Origin of the sequence: Marinobacter sp., assembly GCF_041687235.1 — a bacterium.
In the GTDB taxonomy this organism is placed as follows: domain Bacteria; phylum Pseudomonadota; class Gammaproteobacteria; order Pseudomonadales; family Oleiphilaceae; genus Marinobacter.
On sequence record NZ_JAWLCH010000014.1, the window covers coordinates 71,454 to 90,467 of the forward strand.

Annotated in this window: 12 protein-coding genes; 8 read left to right on the plus strand and 4 right to left on the minus strand. The window is 58.7% G+C overall.

Features of this window, described 5'->3' with window-relative positions; all coding sequences use genetic code 11:
- Position 1 precedes the first annotated feature (1 nt).
- The gene (locus tag ACESMK_RS16455; protein ID WP_373001109.1) at positions 2 to 1,093 is read right to left on the minus strand and encodes a GGDEF domain-containing protein; all 1,092 of its coding nucleotides are present in this window, start codon (positions 1,091 to 1,093) and stop codon (positions 2 to 4) included.
- Positions 1,094 to 1,345: 252 nt separating this feature from the next.
- On the opposite strand from ACESMK_RS16455, the gene ACESMK_RS16460 reads away from it, so the two are divergent.
- Positions 1,346 to 2,791: an ABC1 kinase family protein gene (locus tag ACESMK_RS16460; RefSeq protein WP_373001111.1), complete on the plus strand. Its 1,446-nt coding sequence runs from the start codon at positions 1,346 to 1,348 to the stop codon at positions 2,789 to 2,791.
- Here ACESMK_RS16460 and ACESMK_RS16465 read toward each other — a convergent pair.
- Positions 2,731 to 3,174 (minus strand): YqaA family protein, encoded by a 444-nt coding sequence (locus tag ACESMK_RS16465; RefSeq protein WP_373001113.1) that lies wholly within the window; start codon positions 3,172 to 3,174, stop codon positions 2,731 to 2,733. The genes ACESMK_RS16460 and ACESMK_RS16465 overlap by 61 nt on opposite strands.
- A gap of 60 nt (positions 3,175 to 3,234) precedes the next feature.
- On the opposite strand from ACESMK_RS16465, the gene ACESMK_RS16470 reads away from it, so the two are divergent.
- The gene (locus ACESMK_RS16470) at positions 3,235 to 5,361 is read left to right on the plus strand and encodes a methyl-accepting chemotaxis protein (RefSeq protein WP_373001115.1); all 2,127 of its coding nucleotides are present in this window, start codon (positions 3,235 to 3,237) and stop codon (positions 5,359 to 5,361) included.
- A gap of 120 nt (positions 5,362 to 5,481) precedes the next feature.
- Positions 5,482 to 5,736: a GrxA family glutaredoxin gene (locus ACESMK_RS16475; protein WP_372988512.1), complete on the plus strand. Its 255-nt coding sequence runs from the start codon at positions 5,482 to 5,484 to the stop codon at positions 5,734 to 5,736.
- 86 nt (positions 5,737 to 5,822) lie between these two features.
- On the opposite strand, the gene ACESMK_RS16480 is transcribed toward ACESMK_RS16475, so the two are convergent.
- Positions 5,823 to 7,085, minus strand: a complete 1,263-nt coding sequence (locus tag ACESMK_RS16480; RefSeq protein WP_373001117.1) for a 6-phosphofructokinase — start codon at positions 7,083 to 7,085, stop codon at positions 5,823 to 5,825.
- 155 nt (positions 7,086 to 7,240) lie between these two features.
- Here ACESMK_RS16480 and mpl point away from each other — a divergent pair, with 155 nt between their 5' ends.
- From mpl to ACESMK_RS16495, 3 genes are all read left to right on the plus strand, one after another.
- Positions 7,241 to 8,635, plus strand: a complete 1,395-nt coding sequence (mpl, locus tag ACESMK_RS16485) for a UDP-N-acetylmuramate:L-alanyl-gamma-D-glutamyl-meso-diaminopimelate ligase (protein ID WP_373001119.1) — start codon at positions 7,241 to 7,243, stop codon at positions 8,633 to 8,635.
- Positions 8,636 to 8,681: 46 nt separating this feature from the next.
- On the plus strand, positions 8,682 to 9,329 hold the full coding sequence (locus ACESMK_RS16490; protein WP_373001121.1) for a flavin prenyltransferase UbiX: 648 nt from the start codon (positions 8,682 to 8,684) through the stop codon (positions 9,327 to 9,329).
- A 122-nt stretch (positions 9,330 to 9,451) separates the two neighbouring features.
- Positions 9,452 to 10,591, plus strand: coding sequence for an acyl-CoA dehydrogenase family protein (locus tag ACESMK_RS16495; RefSeq protein WP_373001123.1), 1,140 nt, complete (start codon positions 9,452 to 9,454; stop codon positions 10,589 to 10,591).
- 73 nt (positions 10,592 to 10,664) lie between these two features.
- Here ACESMK_RS16495 and ACESMK_RS16500 read toward each other — a convergent pair whose 3' ends face one another.
- A complete protein-coding gene (locus tag ACESMK_RS16500) occupies positions 10,665 to 11,348 on the minus strand; it encodes a response regulator transcription factor (RefSeq protein WP_373001125.1) in 684 nt (227 codons plus the stop codon).
- A gap of 91 nt (positions 11,349 to 11,439) precedes the next feature.
- Here ACESMK_RS16500 and ACESMK_RS16505 point away from each other — a divergent pair, with 91 nt between their 5' ends.
- Together ACESMK_RS16505 and ACESMK_RS16510 are read left to right on the plus strand one after the other, a co-directional pair.
- Positions 11,440 to 13,263, plus strand: a complete 1,824-nt coding sequence (locus ACESMK_RS16505; RefSeq protein ID WP_373001127.1) for a 7TM-DISM domain-containing protein — start codon at positions 11,440 to 11,442, stop codon at positions 13,261 to 13,263.
- A 291-nt stretch (positions 13,264 to 13,554) separates the two neighbouring features.
- The gene (locus tag ACESMK_RS16510) at positions 13,555 to 19,008 is read left to right on the plus strand and encodes an InlB B-repeat-containing protein (RefSeq protein WP_373001129.1); all 5,454 of its coding nucleotides are present in this window, start codon (positions 13,555 to 13,557) and stop codon (positions 19,006 to 19,008) included.
- The last annotated feature ends 6 nt before the right edge of the window (positions 19,009 to 19,014 follow it).

The following is a 19,014-nucleotide window of genomic DNA, read 5'->3' on the forward strand; positions in this document are numbered from 1 at the left end:
TTCAGGCGGCAGCTTCATTTTTGTAACCGCATACGCGGTTGCGGCCTTCCGATTTGGCCTGATACAGAGCCTCATCCGACCGCTGTAGCAGGCGATCGATGGATTCGGATCCATGGATGGATGCCACACCTACACTGATCGTGGCCTGAACCGGTCCCTGCCCAGTAACCACCGATTTAGCCGCGAATGCTTGCCGGATTCGATTGGCGGACGACATGGCCTCTTCGGTGGTGGTTTCAGGCAATAGCACCAGATACTCCTCGCCGCCCCAGCGTGCCAGGGTGTCGACCTTGCGGCACTGTTCCCGCAGTGTTCTGGCTACCAGGATGATCAGCTCGTCCCCGACGTGATGCCCGTAGTTATCGTTTACACTCTTGAACAGGTCAATATCCATCAGCAGCACAGAAAAGGGTCGGGCGTTGCGGAGGTAGCGCTGGTACTCGATGTCGAGCTGTTCAAGGGCTTCCCGCCGATTGGCAAGGCCGGTCAGGGCATCATGCTTGGCCGCATACTCGAACTCCGCAGCCAACTTCAGGAGGCCCAGTTTGCTGCGTCTGCGACTCTGGTCGAGGATGTAGCAGGTGACCATTTCAAAGCCCAATACCGCCACCATGGTTATTCGGAAACTGGTGCTGTGGGGGGGCTCGAAGAGAAAATCTCCCAGCGGACTGAACAGGAAAATAACGGCAACAAATCCTCCGCAGCAGGCGAGCACGCCAACCCGGGATTCGCTGATATAAAAGATGATGGGCGGATAGGCGAACAGCCAGATAATGGCAGAGCCGTCCTCTACCGCATGGATGGCCAGATAGGTGAACAGCGCGGTGATCAAGGTGATGAAGCCACGCCGTTGCAGGGTTTTATTGCCGGAAAGCAGATAGGTCACAGAGTTGACCGCCAGAAGGACAGCGAAGCCAATCAGTAGTGGCGGCGTAATCGGATCGTTCTGCAGGCTTGAACGCCAGGCAAAGAAAAACAGCAGGGGAACGGCAACGGTAGTCAGCCAGTTGATCAGAATCGGGACAGGAATCTCGCCCTTGACCCGGAACTGGGACAGTTCCGTATCCGGCGTTTTTCTTGCGGATTGCGGCATGTTCAGATCTTGTTGTTGTGATAGTCGTTGTTGGACCTTACGTATGTAGGAATAGTAGACCGGTTTCCTGCCAGAAACTGTGTCGAAACGTAAACGATCCGGTCGTTCAGATGTAAACCGGCAACGGCGCCGGCACATTGGCCCCGTGGCCGCAGCGAACCGGTCGACTCGGTTAGGTCAGCACCCCTGACTATCCGTATAATGGTGTCAGCCGCCAAACGCGGTGAAATTCTCTGATCCGAACAGGTCACTATGTCTTCCAGACGTTCAGGAAATTCGGTTTCCCGCATCAAGACAGGCAGTTTCGAGCGCAGGCTGAGTCTGACCCGTGCCGGATTGTTTGCCGGTACCCGTATGGCTTCGCATATGGCAACCAACTGGTTCAGCAGCCGGGAAAACCGGGAAAAGCGTCACCGTGCCATGCTGTCGAGCCAGGCGCGGTTCCTGGTGGATGAACTGGGCCAGTTGAAGGGCAGTGTGGTCAAGATCGGTCAGGTCATGGCCCTGTACGGCGAGCATTTTCTGCCGGAAGAAGTCACCGAAGCCCTGCATACCCTGGAAGACCAGACCACTTCACTGGAATGGCCGGCCATTGAGCGTGTACTGAAAGACGAATTGGGCGCAGACCGTCTGGCCCGGCTGGATGTGGAGCCCGAGCCCATCGGGGCAGCATCGCTGGGCCAGGTGCACCGGGCCTGGCGCAAAAGCGACGGCCTGGAACTGGTACTGAAGGTACAGTACCCCGGCGTTGCCGATGCGGTAGACAGTGACCTGAATGCAGTTGCGCAGCTGCTTCGGGTGGCAAGATTGGTCAGTTTCGGCCCGGAATTCAATGACTGGCTGGAAGAAGTCCGGCAGATGATGCACCGGGAAGTGGATTATCGCCTGGAGGCGAAGACCACTGAAAAATTCCGCACCATGCTGGCGTCGGACCCGAGGTTCATTGTGCCCAGGGTGCTGCCCGAATTCTCCACCGCACACGTTATTTGCTCGACCTATGAGCATGGGCATTCGGTCAGCTCCCAGGCGGTCAGGGACCTTCCCCTGGAGCGTCGGAGCGCCCTTGGCAAGGCAGCTCTCGAGTTGTTTTTCCGGGAGCTTTTCGTTTGGGGCGAAATACAGACCGATCCCAATTTCGGTAACTATCGGATCCGGATTGCCGGCGAAGAGGGCGAAGATCCGGGATACGACCGAATTGTCCTCCTTGATTTCGGCGCTGTGCAGGCTTACTCGGATGACTTCCTCAAGCCGGTTATCCAGATGATCAGAGCCTCTTACGAGAACGATCTTGAGGCGGTGATTGACGGAGGGGTCAAACTGCGTTTCATGAGCAGGGAGTGGCCCGATGAGGTGCTGGAGAAGTTTGGCCAGGTATGCATGTCGGTGCTTGAGCCCCTCGCCAGGGAAAAGGAGTCCTGGCCGGATTATGCGGTTAACAGCCAGGGCCAGTACCGCTGGAAACAGAGTGAACTGCCCTCGCGGGTCGCCCGTCAGGCCGCCCGGTCTGCTATCAGTCGTTATTTTCGCGTTCCCCCGAAGGAGTTTGTTTTTCTCAACCGCAAGTTGATCGGGGTCTACACATTTGTTGCCGTTCTGAATTCCGAATTCAATGGCGAACCGCTACTGCGGAAATACCTTTACGGCGAGGGTGACGATGCACCCGATGCCTCCGCGACAAGCCAGAGCACGAAGGCATAACGGGCCCCCTTTCCGATACCCACGAGGATGACGAAATTCAGCCAGGGCACACGCATGATGCCGCCCACCAGGGTGAGTGCGTCACCGCCCAGGGGTAGCCAGCCCAGCAGAAGTGACCATTGACCATAACGGTTGAAGCGGTTTCGCGCCTTGTGAAGCTGCATTTCGCTGATGGGAAACCAGCGTTTATGCTTAAAGCGATCCACCTGCCGGCCGATAACTCCATTAACGACCGAGCCCAAGGTGTTCCCTAGCGTTGCCCAGAACCAGAGCCACCACCAGGAGTAACCCTGAGTGATCAGGGTGCCAAGCAGGACTTCCGAGTAGGCAGGCAGCAACGTGGCGGCAGCGAACGCGGTCAGAAATAGCGTCAGGTAGGCCACCGGGCCCTCCGTGCTTTAAAATGAAATGAACCTCCAACACTCTGCAGGTCCGGCCTTACCATGAAACAGTTATCGCTCCGCTTCAAGCTCTATGCCCTCGTTGTGTCCCTGCTCCTGATCATGGGTATCAGCATCGTGGTAACCGCTCAGTTATCCCTTGGCGATATGGAGGAGAGGCTGACCGAAGAAACCCGGGATACGGTGCAGGGTATTGTGATGGATCAGCTCAGCGCAACCGCCGGTAAATACGGTGAGCTGGTCAGTGGTCAGTTTGCGACCGCATTCCGGACCCCGGAAGTGGTTCGAAACGTCGTTATCCGTAACATTCAGGCTGACAGTTCAGGGCGTATCAGCCGGACGGACCTGCAGGAGACCGTTGGCGCTGTCCTGGAGGAACAAAAAAGCCTGAGTTCGATTTACGCACAGTTCGAGCCCGATGGCTACGATGGCCAGGACCGTTACTTTACCGGGGGTGTTGAGGAGCACAGCAGCGACGAAGGTACCCTGGAGATTTATTACTACCGGGATCCGGACGGTAACGTCGAGTTCAGTCGCACCGAAGACCCGTCGACCAAGTACCTGGACAATTTGAATGAATTCGGGATCCGGGAAGCCGAGTGGTACCTGTGTTCACGGGACAGCAAAGCGCCCTGCATCATGGAACCCTATGAGTACGAAATCAGCGAAGGTTATTCCGAATTGATGACCAGCCTGGTGGTACCGATCCTGGATAATGGCGCATTCGCCGGTGTCGTTGGTGTCGACATCAATCTCTCGACACTTCAGAGAACCATTGCGGGAGTCAGCCAGGAGCTGTTCGATGGCCTGTCCCGCGTTACCCTGGTCAGCCAGCAGGGTCTTATTGCGGCCTCCAGCCACTACGAGGATTATCTTGGACGTCCCCTGCAGGAGGCGGTTCCCGGGCATGGAGATACCTTTACGGCCCTGCACCAGGATGGTGGCACCTATGACGACGGAGAAACGCTGGCTGTGGCATACCCCGTCGAGATCCGGTTGCCGAACGCCCAATGGTCACTGCTGATTGAGTTGCCGCGGGACACAGCGCTTGCGAGCGTGTCGGAAATTACCGGTCTGTTGTCGGAGGAAGTCACCGCGACGGCCACCCGCCAGACCCTTGTCGGGATCGTGGTCGTAATCCTCGCCATTGTGGCCCTGGTGCTTCTGGTGCGCTCGGTTACCCGCCCGCTGGACGAGATCCGGGACCGAATGAAGAACCTGGCCAGCGCCGAGGGGGACCTTACCCGTGAGCTGGAAATCGACACCCATGCAGAACTGATCGAGCTGGCGGGAGGCTTTAACGCCTTCCTGGCCCGGCTGAGAGAGATGATCAATGACCTGAAGGGCGTGAATGCCAAAGTCCGCGAACAGGCCAGGGATGTCGGCAGTATCGCGGTAGAGACCGATGAGCAGACGGGCAGGCAGCATCAGGATATCGACAGTGTCGTGACCGCCATGAATGAAATGTCTGCCGCCGCAGGGGAAGTAGCCGGATTCGCCGGCGAGGCGGCGGAGAATGCCCGTATGGCTCAGGACGGTATCCGGTTCACTCAGGATACGCTGTCCTCTGCAGTGAATGGTGTGAGTGCCGTGGCCAATGACATGGGGCAGGCGAGTACGGCGATCGGACAGGTGGCCAACCGCAGTGAAGATATCAACCGGATTCTTGATGTCATCCGTGGCATCGCCGAACAGACCAACCTGCTGGCGCTCAACGCTGCTATCGAAGCGGCCAGGGCTGGCGAACAGGGGCGCGGGTTTGCGGTGGTTGCCGATGAAGTGCGGACCCTGGCCTCCAGGACCCGGGAATCCACCGATGAAATCAGCACCATGATCGATGGCCTCAAGCAGGATGTGAATGGAGCCGTCTCGGTTATCCAGAGTGGCGTGGACCGGGCCACCTCGGCTGTTGACGGCACTCAGGAAGCGGCGCATTCGCTGGCCACCGTTGTTGACCGGATTGGAACGATTGTGGAACACGTCACCCAGGTGGCAACTGCGGCAGAAGAACAGAGCTCGGTGAGCGAAGAGATCAACCGCAACCTGACCCACATTGGCGATGCCGCCAACGATCTCAGGGAACTCGCCGGGCGAGTCAAGGGCAGTGGCCAGGCACTGGACAATGAGGTGCAGGTCCTGGAGCGGGAGCTCAGTCGACTGAGAACCTGATGGCCGGCTACTATGGCGTCGATTCAAAGCATCAATTTTCAATTACCGGGTGCCGTGTCATGATTCGTTCATGCGAATTTAATCCCGGAACTTACCGCCAGAGACCTTGGGGAGGTGTTTATGGAGCAGGTCACGATTTACGGCCGCTCAAGTTGTGGATTCTGTGTACAGGCGAAGCACCTGTGTGAGGCCAGAAACATTCCCTATGTCTGGGTCGATATGATCGAGAAGGGTATGAGCAAGCAGGATATCGCCGACAGGATTGGCCGGCCAGTGTATACCGTGCCGCAGATCCTGGTGGGCGCTCAGTATGTGGGAGGGTTCGATCAGTTCTATGCCTACGTGCGCGACCACGAAGCTGAACTGGCCCGCTAACGCCTGTCACTGTTCCGCAGAACGAAAAAAGCCTGGCAGAGTGTCTCTGTCAGGCTTTTTTGATGCTTCTCGATTTATCCGGCGAATTACAGCTGGAAATCGGTTTTCAGTTTCTTCTCGGTCAAGGTGTTCTGGAGTTTGGCGACCCGTGGCAAGCCATTATCGAACGGCGGGAAGCTCTCACCCGCAATCAGCGGCTCCAGGTAGTCCCGGCAATCCTGAGTGATGCCAAAGCCGTCGTCTGTGATGTAGTGAATCGGCATCTTCTTTTCCTGATTCGCCACTTCGCTGAGCGGTGCTTCGCCAATCTTCCAGCGGTAAGGCTTCCCCTGTTCCCGGACGATGGTGGGCATGAGTGCCTGCTTGCCTTCCAGGGCCATTTCCACCGCGGCCTTGCCAACGGCATAGGCCTGTTCCACATCAGTGGCGGAGGCAATGTGGCGGGCGCTGCGCTGGAGGTAATCCGCTACGGCCCAGTGGTACTTGTGGCCCAGGGCCTGCTTGACCATGTTGGCCAGGGCCGGGGCAACGCCACCAAGCTGGGTGTGGCCAAACGCGTCCTTGGCACCGGCGTCCGCCAGGAAGCGACCGTCTTCGTATTGGGCTCCCTCGGACGCCACGACAACACAGTAGCCGTATTCCTTCACACAATGATCAACGCGCGCCAGGAAGGCTTCGCGATTAAAAGGAATTTCCGGGAACAGGATAATGTGGGGCGGTTCGCCCTCGCCCTGTCCGGCCAGGCCGCCGGATGCGGCAATCCAGCCGGCGTGGCGGCCCATGACTTCCAGAATGAATACCTTGGTGGACGTCTCACACATGGACTTGATGTCGAGGCTGGCTTCCAGGGTGGACGTGGCGATGTATTTGGCAACGGAGCCAAAGCCGGGGCAGCAGTCGGTGAACGGCAGGTCGTTGTCGACGGTCTTGGGCACGCCAATGCAGGTAATGGGGTAGCCCATCTTGTCGGCGATCTGGGAAACCTTGTAGGCGGTGTCCTGGGAATCGCCGCCGCCGTTGTAGAAGAAGTAGCCGATGTCGTGGGCCCGGAACACCTCAATCAACCGCTCGTATTCGCGACGGTTCTCGGAGATGTTCTTGAGCTTGTGGCGACAGGAGCCAAAAGCGCCCCCCGGGGTGTGAATCAATGCCTGGATGGCATCGTCGCTCTCGAGGCTGGTATCAATCAGCTCTTCCTTCAACGCCCCGATAATGCCGTTGCGTCCGGCAAACACCTTGCCGATTTTGTCCGGATGCTTGCGGGCCGTCTGAATGACGCCACAGGCACTGGCATTGATGACGGCGGTGACACCGCCGGATTGAGCGTAGAATGCGTTCTTGATGGCCATCTCGGGCTGGAGCCTCCTGCTGGTTCGACAATGGCGCAGATGATACGCCAATCGCCGGCAATTTTCATGAGCAGGATTGCGGATAGCGTGGCTCTTGACGGGGTGGGGCGGATACGGGAGGCTTGTCGGGTTTCAATATAGAGGGCAGTCGCCGAATGCACATTCATATCCTCGGAATCTGTGGCACCTTCATGGGCAGCCTTGCCGTTCTGGCCCGGGAACTGGGCCACACCGTGACCGGCTCGGACCAGGGCGTTTATCCGCCCATGAGCACCCAGCTGGAGGCCCAGGGTATCAGCCTGATGGAAGGGTATAGTGCGGATCACCTGGAGCCGAAACCGGATCTTGTGCTGATTGGTAATGCCATGTCCCGTGGCAACCCGGAAGTGGAGGCGGTGCTCAACCGCAATATCGATTACATGTCCGGGCCGGAGTGGCTGAGCCGTGAGGTGCTCAGGCACCGCTGGGTGATGGCGGTAGCTGGCACCCATGGCAAGACTACAACCACCTCCATGCTGCTCTGGATACTGGATCAGGCCGGGTTTGAACCGGGATACCTGGTTGGCGGCGTTCCCCGGGATTTTCCCGTGTCAGCGCGTCTGGGCAACAGCGACTTTTTTGTGATTGAGGCCGACGAGTACGACAGCGCTTTCTTCGACAAGCGCTCCAAGTTTGTCCACTACCGTCCCCATACCCTGATCCTCAACAATCTGGAATTTGACCACGCGGATATCTTCGACAATGTCGAAGCCATAGAGCGACAGTTCCATCACCTGGTGCGAACCGTCCCCTCCCAGGGGTTGATCATCCGGCCCGCGGTGGACGGACATTTGGACAATGCCCTGGAGATGGGCTGCTGGAGCCCGGTGCAGGACACCGCCATCGGCAGCGAGACTCCGCGCATGTCGGACTGGCGGGCCGAATTGCTGTCCGAGGATGGCAGCCGGTTTCTGGTGATTCACCACGAGCAGCCGGTAGCGACGCTGAAATGGGACCAGACCGGTCTTCATAATGTCCGCAATGCGCTGTCTGCCATCGCCGCTGCCCGTCATGTCGGGGTTACCCCGGATCATGCGGTGGCGGCCCTGTGCCGGTTCTCCGGTGTCAAACGGCGGATGGAGTTGCTGGCGGATATAGATGGCGTGCGTGTCTACGACGACTTTGCCCACCACCCGACCGCCATTGCCACCACCCTTGAGGGCTTGCGGAACCAGGTGGGAGAGGAGCCCATCCTGGCGCTGATTGAACCGCGCTCAAACACCATGAAGCAGGGCGTCCACCAGCAAACACTGCTGCCTAGCGCGGAAACCGCAGACCGGGTTCTGTGGGCCAACCTGAATGACATGGACTGGTTGCCGGAACTGATTGCCGGTTGGCAGGACCTGAATGCCGGTTCCGAAAGGCATCGGGTGGAGGCCACGGTGGAGGACTTGCTGGCACGGACCCTGGAAGATCTTCCCAGTCCCTGCCACATTGTGATCATGAGCAACGGCGGCTTCGGTGGTATTCACGGTAAACTTATTGCCGAGCTTGAGCGTATTCGTGGCTGATCCGGCAAGACCGGCGACTTCCTCTGACTGACAAGTGGCGACATTCATGACCAACGACCAGAACCGGCCATCAACCGTGAACCTGGCCTTCACTGGCGCCTCGGGTGCCCAGTATGGCCTGCGTCTGCTGCAGTGCCTGGTGTCAGCAGGCTGCCGGGTGAATGTGATGGTCAGCCGGGCCGCGCAGGTGGTGATTGCCACGGAAACCGACCTCAAGCTACCGGGAACCCCGCCGGCAATGCAGGAAACACTGTCTGCCTATGCCGGGGCGGAACCGGGCCAGGTTCTGGTGTTTGGCCGGGAAGACTGGTTTGCGCCGCCGGCTTCCGGCTCCGGAGAGAAAGCACCGCTGGTGGTTTGCCCCTGCAGCACCGGAACGCTCTCGGCCCTGGCGACCGGGGCCAGTAACAACCTGATCGAGCGGGCCGGTGATGTGGCCCTGAAGGAACGGCGCCCGCTCATTCTTGTACCCCGGGAGGCGCCTTTCTCAGAGGTGCATCTGGAGAACATGCTGAAACTGACCCGCATGGGTGCCGTCATCATGCCCGCGAGCCCCGGTTTCTACCACAAACCGCAGTCGCTCGAGGATCTGGTGGATTTTATTGTTGCCCGTATCCTCGATCATCTGAACCTGCCCCAGGACCTGATGCCCCGCTGGGGCGAAGCTCGTGCCGAGGACAGGCGTAAGGGCTGAGGCTGCCCGGGACGATGGTTTTGGCCAGCCCGATTGATGCTTTTCATCATTGAGCAAATGGGCCTCCGGGCAGAGACTTGGTGAACGACAATCACAACACAGGTTATTCACCGAGGTTCACCATGATTCCACGTACTCTCTTCGACGCCGACCTTGAAGGCTTCCGCGATTCCGTCCGCAAGTTTCTGGAGCAGGAAGCCGTGCCTTACCATGATCAGTGGGAGAAGGACGGCCAGGTCAGCCGCAAACTCTGGCAGAAGGCCGGTGAACTGGGCTTCCTTTGCCCTTGCCTGCCTGAAGAGTTTGGCGGCGTAGGCGCGGATTTCCGATACAGTGCGGTGTTGATTGAAGAGGTGGCCAGGGCCGGCCTGACCGGGATAGGCTGGGGCCTGCACTCCGACATTGTTGCGCCCTACGTGCTGAACTACGGCTCCGATGAGCTCAAAAACCACTATTTACCGAAGCTGGCCAGCGGTGAGATGATCGGGGCTATCGCCATGACCGAGCCGGGCGCCGGTTCGGATCTGCAGGGTGTGAAAACCACGGCGGTCAAGAACGGCGACCATTATGTTCTGAACGGTTCAAAAACCTTTATTACCAACGGCCAGCTTGCCGATGTGGTCATTGTTGTCGCCAAAACCGACCCCAAGGAAGGCGCCAAGGGCATCAGTCTGTTCATGGTGGAAACCGCCTGGGAGGGTTTCGAGAAAGGTCAGAACCTGAACAAGGTGGGCATGAAGGCCCAGGACACTTCCGAGCTGTTCTTCCAGGATGTGAAAGTACCAGAGAAGAACCTGATTGGCCCGGGTGAGGGCCAGGGCTTTTTCCAACTGATGCAGGAACTGGCAGCGGAGCGTCTTCAAGTAGCTCTGGGCGCTGTTGCCGCTGCCGAGGCGGCCTGGCAATGGACCCTGGATTACGTCAAGGAGCGCAATGCCTTCGGCAAGCCGGTGATTGCTTTCCAGAATACCCGCTTCAAGATGGCGGAAATGAAAGCGGAGATCACCGCAGCCCGGGTGTTCACCGACCGGTGCCTGGAACTGCATCTGGACAAAAAATTGGACATCCCCACCGCGGCGATGTTGAAGCAGCTCACGACAGACCTTCAGTGCAAAGTGATGGATGAGTGCGTTCAGCTTCACGGAGGCTATGGTTACATGTGGGAGTACCCGATTGCGCGGGCCTGGGCAGACTCACGGGTGCAGCGCATCTACGCTGGCACCAATGAAATCATGAAGGAAATCGTTGCCCGTTCATTCTGAGTGCATTGTTTGGGGGCCCTGCAGTGTAGATCGAACCCTTCTTATAGGGGATTTGCACGGATTTCGGGTGGCGTCAACCGGCAAAAGCGTAACCACGGTTCCTGAAGGTATGTACCGGCAGGGCTTCCCCGGTTTCTCTGGCGATATTGCTGCGCAACCGGCTGAGCACCGAGTCCAGACGGCGGGTGTCGTTTGCCTGGCCGCTGGGGGGCAGGGCCTGGCAGAGCTGTTCCCGCGTTACCGGGGTGTGCGGGGTTTGCATCAATAGCTCGAGAAGTTTTGCCTCGGTGCTTGTGACCCCCACCGTTCCGCCACCCGGGGCATGAAGCGTGAGAGTGGTGGTGTCAAGGTGCCAGCGTGGAGTTGAATCCCGGAAGTCTGCCGCCTGCAGCCTGGCTACGAGCTGATCCGTTTGCGCTTTCAGTTCTGGCAGGTTAACCGGTTTGACCATGTAGGCATCGGCGCCAACGGTCAGCCCGGCGATACGGTCTTCCAGCTGCCCCCGGGCGGTCACCATAATAATGCCCAGATTCAGCCCGAGGGTCTGTCGCAACTGCCTGGCCACCGCAACACCATCGCCATCCGGCAGGTTCAGGTCAAGGATCAGTACATGCCAGTTGCTTGTCTGTAACTTTTCCCGCATCTCGGCTACATTGTTGGCACCTTCAGCGTTAAAACCGTAAAAATTGAAAAAATCCACCATCTCGATGCAAAGGTCGACCGAGTCTTCCGTTATCAGTATGTTTGCGGGAGTCATTTCTGTTAGCCGTCTGTTTTGCCTATTTCTGACAATGTTGGTGGTTTCAATATGCCACGGCGCCCAGGAGCTGTCCCGCGGAGATGGACTGGTGATTTCGCCTGGCCAGAGTGGGCCGGTCGATCTGGGCCCTTACGCAAGTGTGTACAGGCATGTCGGGCCTGAAACAAGTATAGATGAGTTCCCGGCAGCGTCACCCTTGCCCGGGGCGGCGGCTTTCGAAAAGCTGAATGTGCCTCTGTCGTTCGGATTCACCCGGGATGAGATCTGGCTGCGCTGGCAGATCTCGCAAACGGGGGCTCAGCCCGCTAGCTGGTGGCTGCAAGTGGCGCCCACATTCCTGGACGAGGTGGAGCTGTACCTGCAGGACCCGGATGGCGGCCTGACCCGCCTGGAGTCGGGAGATCACGTACCGCTTCTGAAACGGCCGATGGCCTCCCGCCACTTTCTTTTCCCGGTGACTCTGACCAGAGAGCCCCAACAGCTATTGATGCGGTTACGGTCCACCAGCACCGTAACTGCCAGCATTAACCTTTGGCACCCCATTGCCTTTCTGGACTATGCCGATCAGCAGAATCTGCTTTACGGATTGTTGTTCGGTCTGACTTTACTTGCCTTGATGATTTCCCTGCTGAGCTGGTTCTGGTTACGCGGGGGCTTTTTCATGAGTGTGTCATTTTACCTTTTGGCCTATGGCAGCCTGCATTTTTCACTGAACGGTTATGACCAATGGCTATTGTACCCCGCATCGCCATGGCTTTCGGACTCTGTGGTGGGTGTGACCGGCTATGCCAGTGGCGCAACTCTTATAGCGACAGTACTCAGCTATCTGCGTCCAAGACATGATCACCCCTGGCTCTGGGGCCTGCTGGTGACCTGTGTAGGGCTTACCACTGCGGGTGCGGTGGTGGCGGCAGCAGGGTATTACGCGATGATTGCCCCTCACCTGATGGCCATCATTTTGTTTGTTTTGGCGGGCCTGTTGACCCTGTGCCTGCTAATGCTGCGCAAAAAGCCCCTGGAAGCGAGCCTGATGCTGCTACTATTCGGCCCGGCTTTCCTCGCAATTGCGCTGCAGGTGCTGAGAAACCTGGGCTATTTGCCGTTTAACTTCTGGACGTCCCATCTTTGGGCCCTTGCCTCGTTGTTCCAGGTGCTGTTCACAGCGTTGACTGTATTGTTGAAGGTTCGCACGGAACAGGCGCTGCTGCGGGCAGAGCGGGAGCGCAGCCAGACAGAACGGGAATTCCTGGGCATGATGGCCCACGAGCTGCGCACGCCCCTGGCCATCTTTGAATCCGCGTTGACCAATATCCGGTTAAGGGTGCAATCCGTTCAGCCCGAGCTTGTACCCCGATTCCAGCGGGTAACCTCGGCACTGGCGCGAATGAACACCCTGATCGACAATGCCCTGGCCGAAGACCGTATCAACGGTGACGGGCTGGGTTTCGAATTTCAGCCCGTTCGCCCCTCCGAGGTGGCAGAGCAGGTAAAAAGCCTGGCCCTGACCAGTGACAAACAGCGGTTACAGATCCTGTTGCCGGAAGACGACAGGCCGGTGTCAGCGGACCCCTACTGGCTGGTACTGGCACTACTGAACCTGCTGGACAACGCGGTGAAATACTCGCCGGCAGGAGGTCTTATCCAGCTTGCCTTTGAATGGGATTCGGCAAGCCTGCGGATACGGGTGCAGGACGGCGGAATCGGCGTACCAGCGGATGCCGCAGGCCGGCTGTTTGAGCGGTTTTTCCGTGCACCCAATGCCCGGGCCCTGCCCGGCGCATCCGGCATTGGCCTGGGGCTGCACCTGGTAAAACAGGTGGTTGAGGGCCATGGCGGCGCCGTGTGGTATGAAGCCGCCCCGGAAGGCGGATCCCGGTTCACCATTTCCGTGCCTGCGGATACGCCATCCTGAATGTCTCTCTCGAATACTGAGTCTTAAACCCTGAATACCCCAACCACCATCAAGACTGCATCGATGCATCTGCAAGGTTATGCAAGGTTATGCAAGGTTATGCATGTTATCGCAATAAAAAAGCCTATTATTCAACGTGTTATAGGTATCCTTCCGACCCGATTGGGCTATGATTGAGTCTGGGGGTAGCCCCGTGCTTTTGCCCCGCCCACTGCTAATAACAACCGACTCTCCCGGACCCTGGCAAAAAAAACAGCAAAGGTCCCATCGGCAACATCAAGAGGTTTTGCTATGAAGGCGCATCATTCCGACAAGAGACAGCTTCGCCGGGCTGAAAGGGGCAAATGGCTGGCCCTCAAGGTGGTGATGGCACTAATGGGGCTGGTACTGGCTAGTGAGGTGGTATTGGCGGATCTTGCAGTCGGGCGGTTTGGTCCGGCACAGGTGTTTGACGTACAGCGGTCACCGGCTCTTCCTCAGGCTGGGGAGTCGTTTAGTGTTTCCAGCTTTCAAGCTCCGTATGACGCCGACTTCAGCGCCTATACCATCGCCGATGGGGCCTGGATTAAGTTTTTTGAGGTCAGTGGCGATCCGGACTGTCGCTACGGGATTGAACTGTTCAACCCCGATGGAACCTCGGATCGCGTCATTCATGCCAGCGGTCAAATATACGGTCTGGGCCAGGCAGGCTTTCTGCATGTATCCGACCCCGGAGATTTTGGCACCTTTGTGGCAAACAGCGGCGGGTTCGGCTTGGGCTCGTCGTTTACCTACACGCCGGAAAGCGGCCTTGCGACCTGCTTGGAGACCACAAACTACCCCGCCAATACAGATCCTATCGACGAGCCGACCACTAACTATGACGTTGGTGGATCCCTGACGGGACTTAGTGATGGTCAAACTGTGGTGTTGCGTCAGGGCGCGGAAACGCTCAGTTCAACCAACAATGGTGCTTTTAGCTTCCCGACACCGCTGGCGGATGGCAGTAGTTACAGCGTTGTTATTGATGAACAGCCAAGCAATCAGGTTTGCGATGTGACCAATGGAAGTGGTTCTATTTCGAGCTCCGACGTCACCAACGTCTCTGTGAGTTGCGTCACCAGCGATTTTAGTATTGGCGGCACGGTTACAGGCCTTGAAGGCAGTGGCCTGGTACTGCAGAACGATGGTGGTGACGATCTGTCGATTGCCGCCAATGGCAGTTTCACCTTTGCCACGGCGCTGGCCGACGGCAGTGGTTACGACGTCACAGTGCTGACCCAGCCGGGTTCGCCCAGTCAGACCTGTAATATCAGCAATAGCAGTGGCACGCTTGCCGGTGCCAACATCACTGATGTGACAGTGAACTGTATTACCGACACTTTCACTCTGAGTTTTGACAGTGCCGGTGGCACGCAGGTGGACGACATCACTCAGGATTCTGGCACAGCCATCACCGAACCATCTAACCCAACTCGGGAAGGCTATAGCTTTCTCGATTGGGATCCAGAGCTACCCGCCACTATGCCTGCCGGTGATCTTGATTTGACTGCCCAATGGACCGCCAACACCTACAGCATTGCTTATGATGCCAATGAAGGCACGGGTACGACCGCTGACAGCAGTCACACATATGATACTGCGTCTGCACTGACCAGCAACGGCTTTACCCGGGAAGGCTACAGCTTTGCCGGTTGGAACACTGCTGCCGATGGGTCTGGTACCAGTTACGCCGATGGCGAAAGTGTCACCAATCTATCTGCTACCGATGGCGCAACGGTCAACCTTTATGCCCAGTGGACGGCGAACGAGTACACCCTGACCTTTGACAGTGCCGGGGGCTCAACAGTGGCCGACATTACTCAGAACTTCGGCACCGACATCACGGCACCCGAAGACCCGACCCGCGAAGGCTTTACCTTTGCTGGCTGGGATCCGGCGGTGCCCGCCACCATGCCGGTGGATGGCCTTGCGCTGACGGCGCAGTGGACGGTGAACGAATACGCCCTGACCTTCGATAGTGACGGTGGCACTGAAGTGGCCGACATTACTCAAGACTTCGGCACCGACATCACGGCACCCGAAGACCCGACTCGTGAAGGCTTTACCTTTGCTGGCTGGGATCCGGTGGTGCCGGCGACCATGCCGGTGGATGGTCTGGCGCTGACGGCGCAGTGGACGGTGAACGAATACGCCCTGACCTTCGATAGTGACGGTGGCACTGAAGTGGCCGACATTACTCAAGACTTCGGCACCGACATCACGGCACCCGAAGACCCGACTCGCGAAGGCTTCACCTTTGCCGGCTGGGATCCAGCGGTGCCCGCCACCATGCCCGTGGATGGCCTTGCGCTGACAGCCCAGTGGGAGGAGATAATCCTGAATATCACAGCTACGGCACTGGAAGGCGGCAGCGTTTCCCCTGAAAGCGCAAGTGTGGGCCTGGGCGACACGGCGGAGTTCCAGTTCACTGTGGACGGGGGCTATCTGTTCGATCAGGCCAGTGGCTGTGGCCTGGCCGTATCCGGGCAGACTCTGACCACCGCTGAGATCACGGAAGACTGCTCGATCCAGGTCAGCTTTGAGCGTGTGGCCTCTGCCGGTTCCGGTACCGAAGAAGATCCGTTTGTTATCACCGATGGCGCGGACCTGCCCAATCTTGACAGGTATAAAACAAGCTTCTTTGTGCTGGATGGTGGCGAAGATTCGACCCTGGAAGTCGGAAGCGGCTGGCAGCCTATTGGCAGCGATGAAGATCCGTTCACCGGCTCGGTGACCAGCATTGACGGCAACCCCGTTATCCTGACCGGGCTGGGTGGCCAGCCGGTGTTTGATCAGATTGGCCCCGGCGCCCGGGTTTCCAACCTGATCATTCAGGGCAGCCAGAATCCGTCGGCGGGCGACAACGCCGGGCTGCTGGCAAACAGCATTCGTGGTACGGAAGAAAACCCCGCGAACGTAAGTAATATCACCATCGACGCAACCAGCAGCATCAGTGGCAGCGGCGCCGTGGGTGGCCTGGCAGGCACGGTTGAACACGCCAACCTGACCGGTATTACCATCGAAGGCGATGTGAATGGCGGTGACCAGGTGGGTGGCGTAGCCGGCACACTGGAGCGCAGCACCGCCAGGGATATTCTGGTCAATGGTGATGTGACGGGTAGCGGCGTTCAGATCGGCGGCATAGCCGGTCGCATTGACGATGCCGGTATCAGCGACGGTGCCGTGAATGGCAATGTCGCCGGTAGCGGTGAAGTCGGCGGCATTGGCGGCAATGTGTCAGCCTCGGATCTGCGCAACCTTGCCTTTAATGGCGGCGTTACGGGCGGCAGCAGTGATGATGACCTGGTCGGCGTGGTGGACCAGAGCTCGGATATCCAGCAGGTTTCCACAGGCATCGGCGAGTCACCAACCCAGCCTTTCAGCTGGCAACTGCTGAGTGCCAATGGTGAGCCGCTGGAGAACGATATTCTGGCCACGGACGACGATATTCTGATTGCCATTGAGGGTGGCGTTCTGCCGCTGGCGATTAACGGCACGGTTCAGCGCGGCAATGCAACCGAAGATCTCGCGCAGGAAATCCGCCAGGGCGTGGTACTGAAAGACGCTGATGGCGACCGCCATGTACTGACCTTGCGCGACAACCGTTACGTGTTCCGCGCCCAGCGGGGTGGCCTGTACGAGCTGAGCTTTGAAGACAGCGATGGCCAGGCATTCACTGCCCAACTGGATATTCGCGCCCAGGTTGCCTTCACCAGCACCCGGCAGCCCGCCGCAACCGGTGAGGAAGTGACGGTGAGGGCTGCGCTGCAGGGTATTCCGGCGCAGTTCCCGGTTACCGTGCCTTACCAGGTGCAAAACCACAATCTGCTGGGCAGTTCCGACCTGGATGCCTCTGGCAGCTTCCGGTTTGAAGCCGGCGGCGAACAGGAAAGCATTCTATCCCTTAGCCTTACTCCGGCCGCCAGCGTTGGTGAGGTAACCATCGCGCTGCAGCAGGGCCAGGGCGCCGACGATGCGCTGCTGGGTAACCCCGCCGAGCATCGCCTGGTACTGCGCCAGCCCGCCGAATTGCCCTTGCCCGTGCGTCTGGGCATTGAGCAGGGCGTTGACGATCTGTCTGACCTGCCGGTTGCCTCCCGCAACGAGGGTGTAGTAACCGTCACCGCAATCAGCCCTGCAAGCGGTGTAGCGTTTGACCCGGCTTCGCACCGTTTCGACTGGAGCCAGTCGTCGCTTGTGCTTGGTGTTCAGAACGAAACTGGCGCCAGCGTGCAGATTGACCCGGCCCGGATGACAACCGAAGACCTGGGCACGGTGCGGGTTCTGGTTACTGAAACTTCAGGTGCCCAGCGCCAGGTGACTGCCGCAACGCGGCTGCGGTTTGTGGGCGACGACGACCTTGAAGCCATTGATGCTTTCGACGGATTCCTGACCGACGGGCAGGATAGCCGTAACCGGCGGCCGATCTGTCCCGAGGGCAGCGGTAACTTCAGGGACCAGCCAGACCGCAATTGCAGCGAGACTGATCGCACCGAAGGGGCCGTCTACCTGGAAGCACCCATTGGCTACAGGCTGGCCCTTGGCCAGATGTCTGAACGGGCTTCCTGGGAAACCGGCGATTTTGGCCTGGAAATCAGCACTGATGAAATCCGCGATGAGGGGGCTGATGTTCCTGTCAGAAACGCCCGTGATACTTTGTTCCGTCACCTTGGTTACCTGGTGGACTTCGAAGTGTCCGGGCTGGATTTTGCCGGCCAGTCGGTGCCGGTGGTTATTCCCCTGCCAAGGGGTGAGGCGATACCGGCGGATGCCGTGTGGCGCAAGTATATCCGTCAGAACTGGGAAACCTTTGCTGAAGACGACGCCAACCAGCTGTTCTCTGCTTCGTCTGCCGGCGACTGCCCATGGCCCGGGTCCGACCGCTGGACAGCCGGGCTCACCGAGGGTGATAACTGTGTCCGTCTGGTGATCCAGGACGGCGGCCCCAATGATCTGGATGGCGTTGCCGACGGGGTGATCCGTGACCCGGGCACGTTGGCCGTCAATAATGGCAGTGACGGCCAGAAGCTTGTCAGTAACGGTGGCGGTGGCGGCCTGAGCTCCATGGGCGGCATGCTGATTGTGCTGGCGGCCTTGAGTCTGTTCAGGCGGCGCCGGTTGCTGCTAGTGCTGGCGCTGCTGGCCGCCGGTTCCGCGCAGGCGCAGACCGGCGGTAACTGGTCCCTGGGCGCCCAGCTGGGCCAGGCCTCGACGGATATCAGCAGCGCAGATATCAACGACCGCCTGAATAAAGCGGGGGTGACTGGCCAGGCAACGGTGACTGACAGTGATCGCGTGGCTGGCCGGATTTTCATTGGTTACCAGTGGAACCGGTATCTGGGCTTCGAAGGCGGGCTGGTCGATCTTGGCGAGATTAGCGCCCGTCTGTCGGGCACCGACCCCGGCCTGAGCGCCGCTGATCTTGATGACGTCCGGCCCGGAACAGGCCGTGGCCTGGAGTTTTCTGCTGTTGGCCGTTATCCACTGACCGAGGATCTGGATGTGACCGGTCGGTTGGGCATGCTGCGCTGGCGTACAAGCCTGAATTTCGAGGGTGGTGGCTCGGACGTTAACATGGGTAATGACGCGGTTTTCGGCCTGGGCCTGGAATACCGGCTTCATGAATCCTGGTCTGCCCGCGTGTCGATTGACCGCTACCGGGTAGAACGCGACGACACAGATCTGGCCGCCGTTGGGATAAGTTATCATTTTGGCGGGCGCTGAGTTCCC

Bases quoted from the DNA above. Each gene is read 5' to 3' on its own strand.
- ACESMK_RS16455 (WP_373001109.1), bottom strand. From the start codon at position 1,093: ATGCCGCAATCCGCAAGAAAAACGCCGGATACGGAACTGTCCCAGTTC.
- ACESMK_RS16460 (WP_373001111.1), top strand. From the start codon at position 1,346: ATGTCTTCCAGACGTTCAGGAAATTCGGTTTCCCGCATCAAGACAGGC.
- ACESMK_RS16470 (WP_373001115.1), top strand. From the start codon at position 3,235: ATGAAACAGTTATCGCTCCGCTTCAAGCTCTATGCCCTCGTTGTGTCC.
- ACESMK_RS16475 (WP_372988512.1), top strand. From the start codon at position 5,482: ATGGAGCAGGTCACGATTTACGGCCGCTCAAGTTGTGGATTCTGTGTA.
- ACESMK_RS16480 (WP_373001117.1), bottom strand. From the start codon at position 7,085: ATGGCCATCAAGAACGCATTCTACGCTCAATCCGGCGGTGTCACCGCC.
- mpl (WP_373001119.1), top strand. From the start codon at position 7,241: ATGCACATTCATATCCTCGGAATCTGTGGCACCTTCATGGGCAGCCTT.
- ACESMK_RS16490 (WP_373001121.1), top strand. From the start codon at position 8,682: ATGACCAACGACCAGAACCGGCCATCAACCGTGAACCTGGCCTTCACT.
- ACESMK_RS16495 (WP_373001123.1), top strand. From the start codon at position 9,452: ATGATTCCACGTACTCTCTTCGACGCCGACCTTGAAGGCTTCCGCGAT.
- ACESMK_RS16500 (WP_373001125.1), bottom strand. From the start codon at position 11,348: ATGACTCCCGCAAACATACTGATAACGGAAGACTCGGTCGACCTTTGC.
- ACESMK_RS16510 (WP_373001129.1), top strand. From the start codon at position 13,555: ATGAAGGCGCATCATTCCGACAAGAGACAGCTTCGCCGGGCTGAAAGG.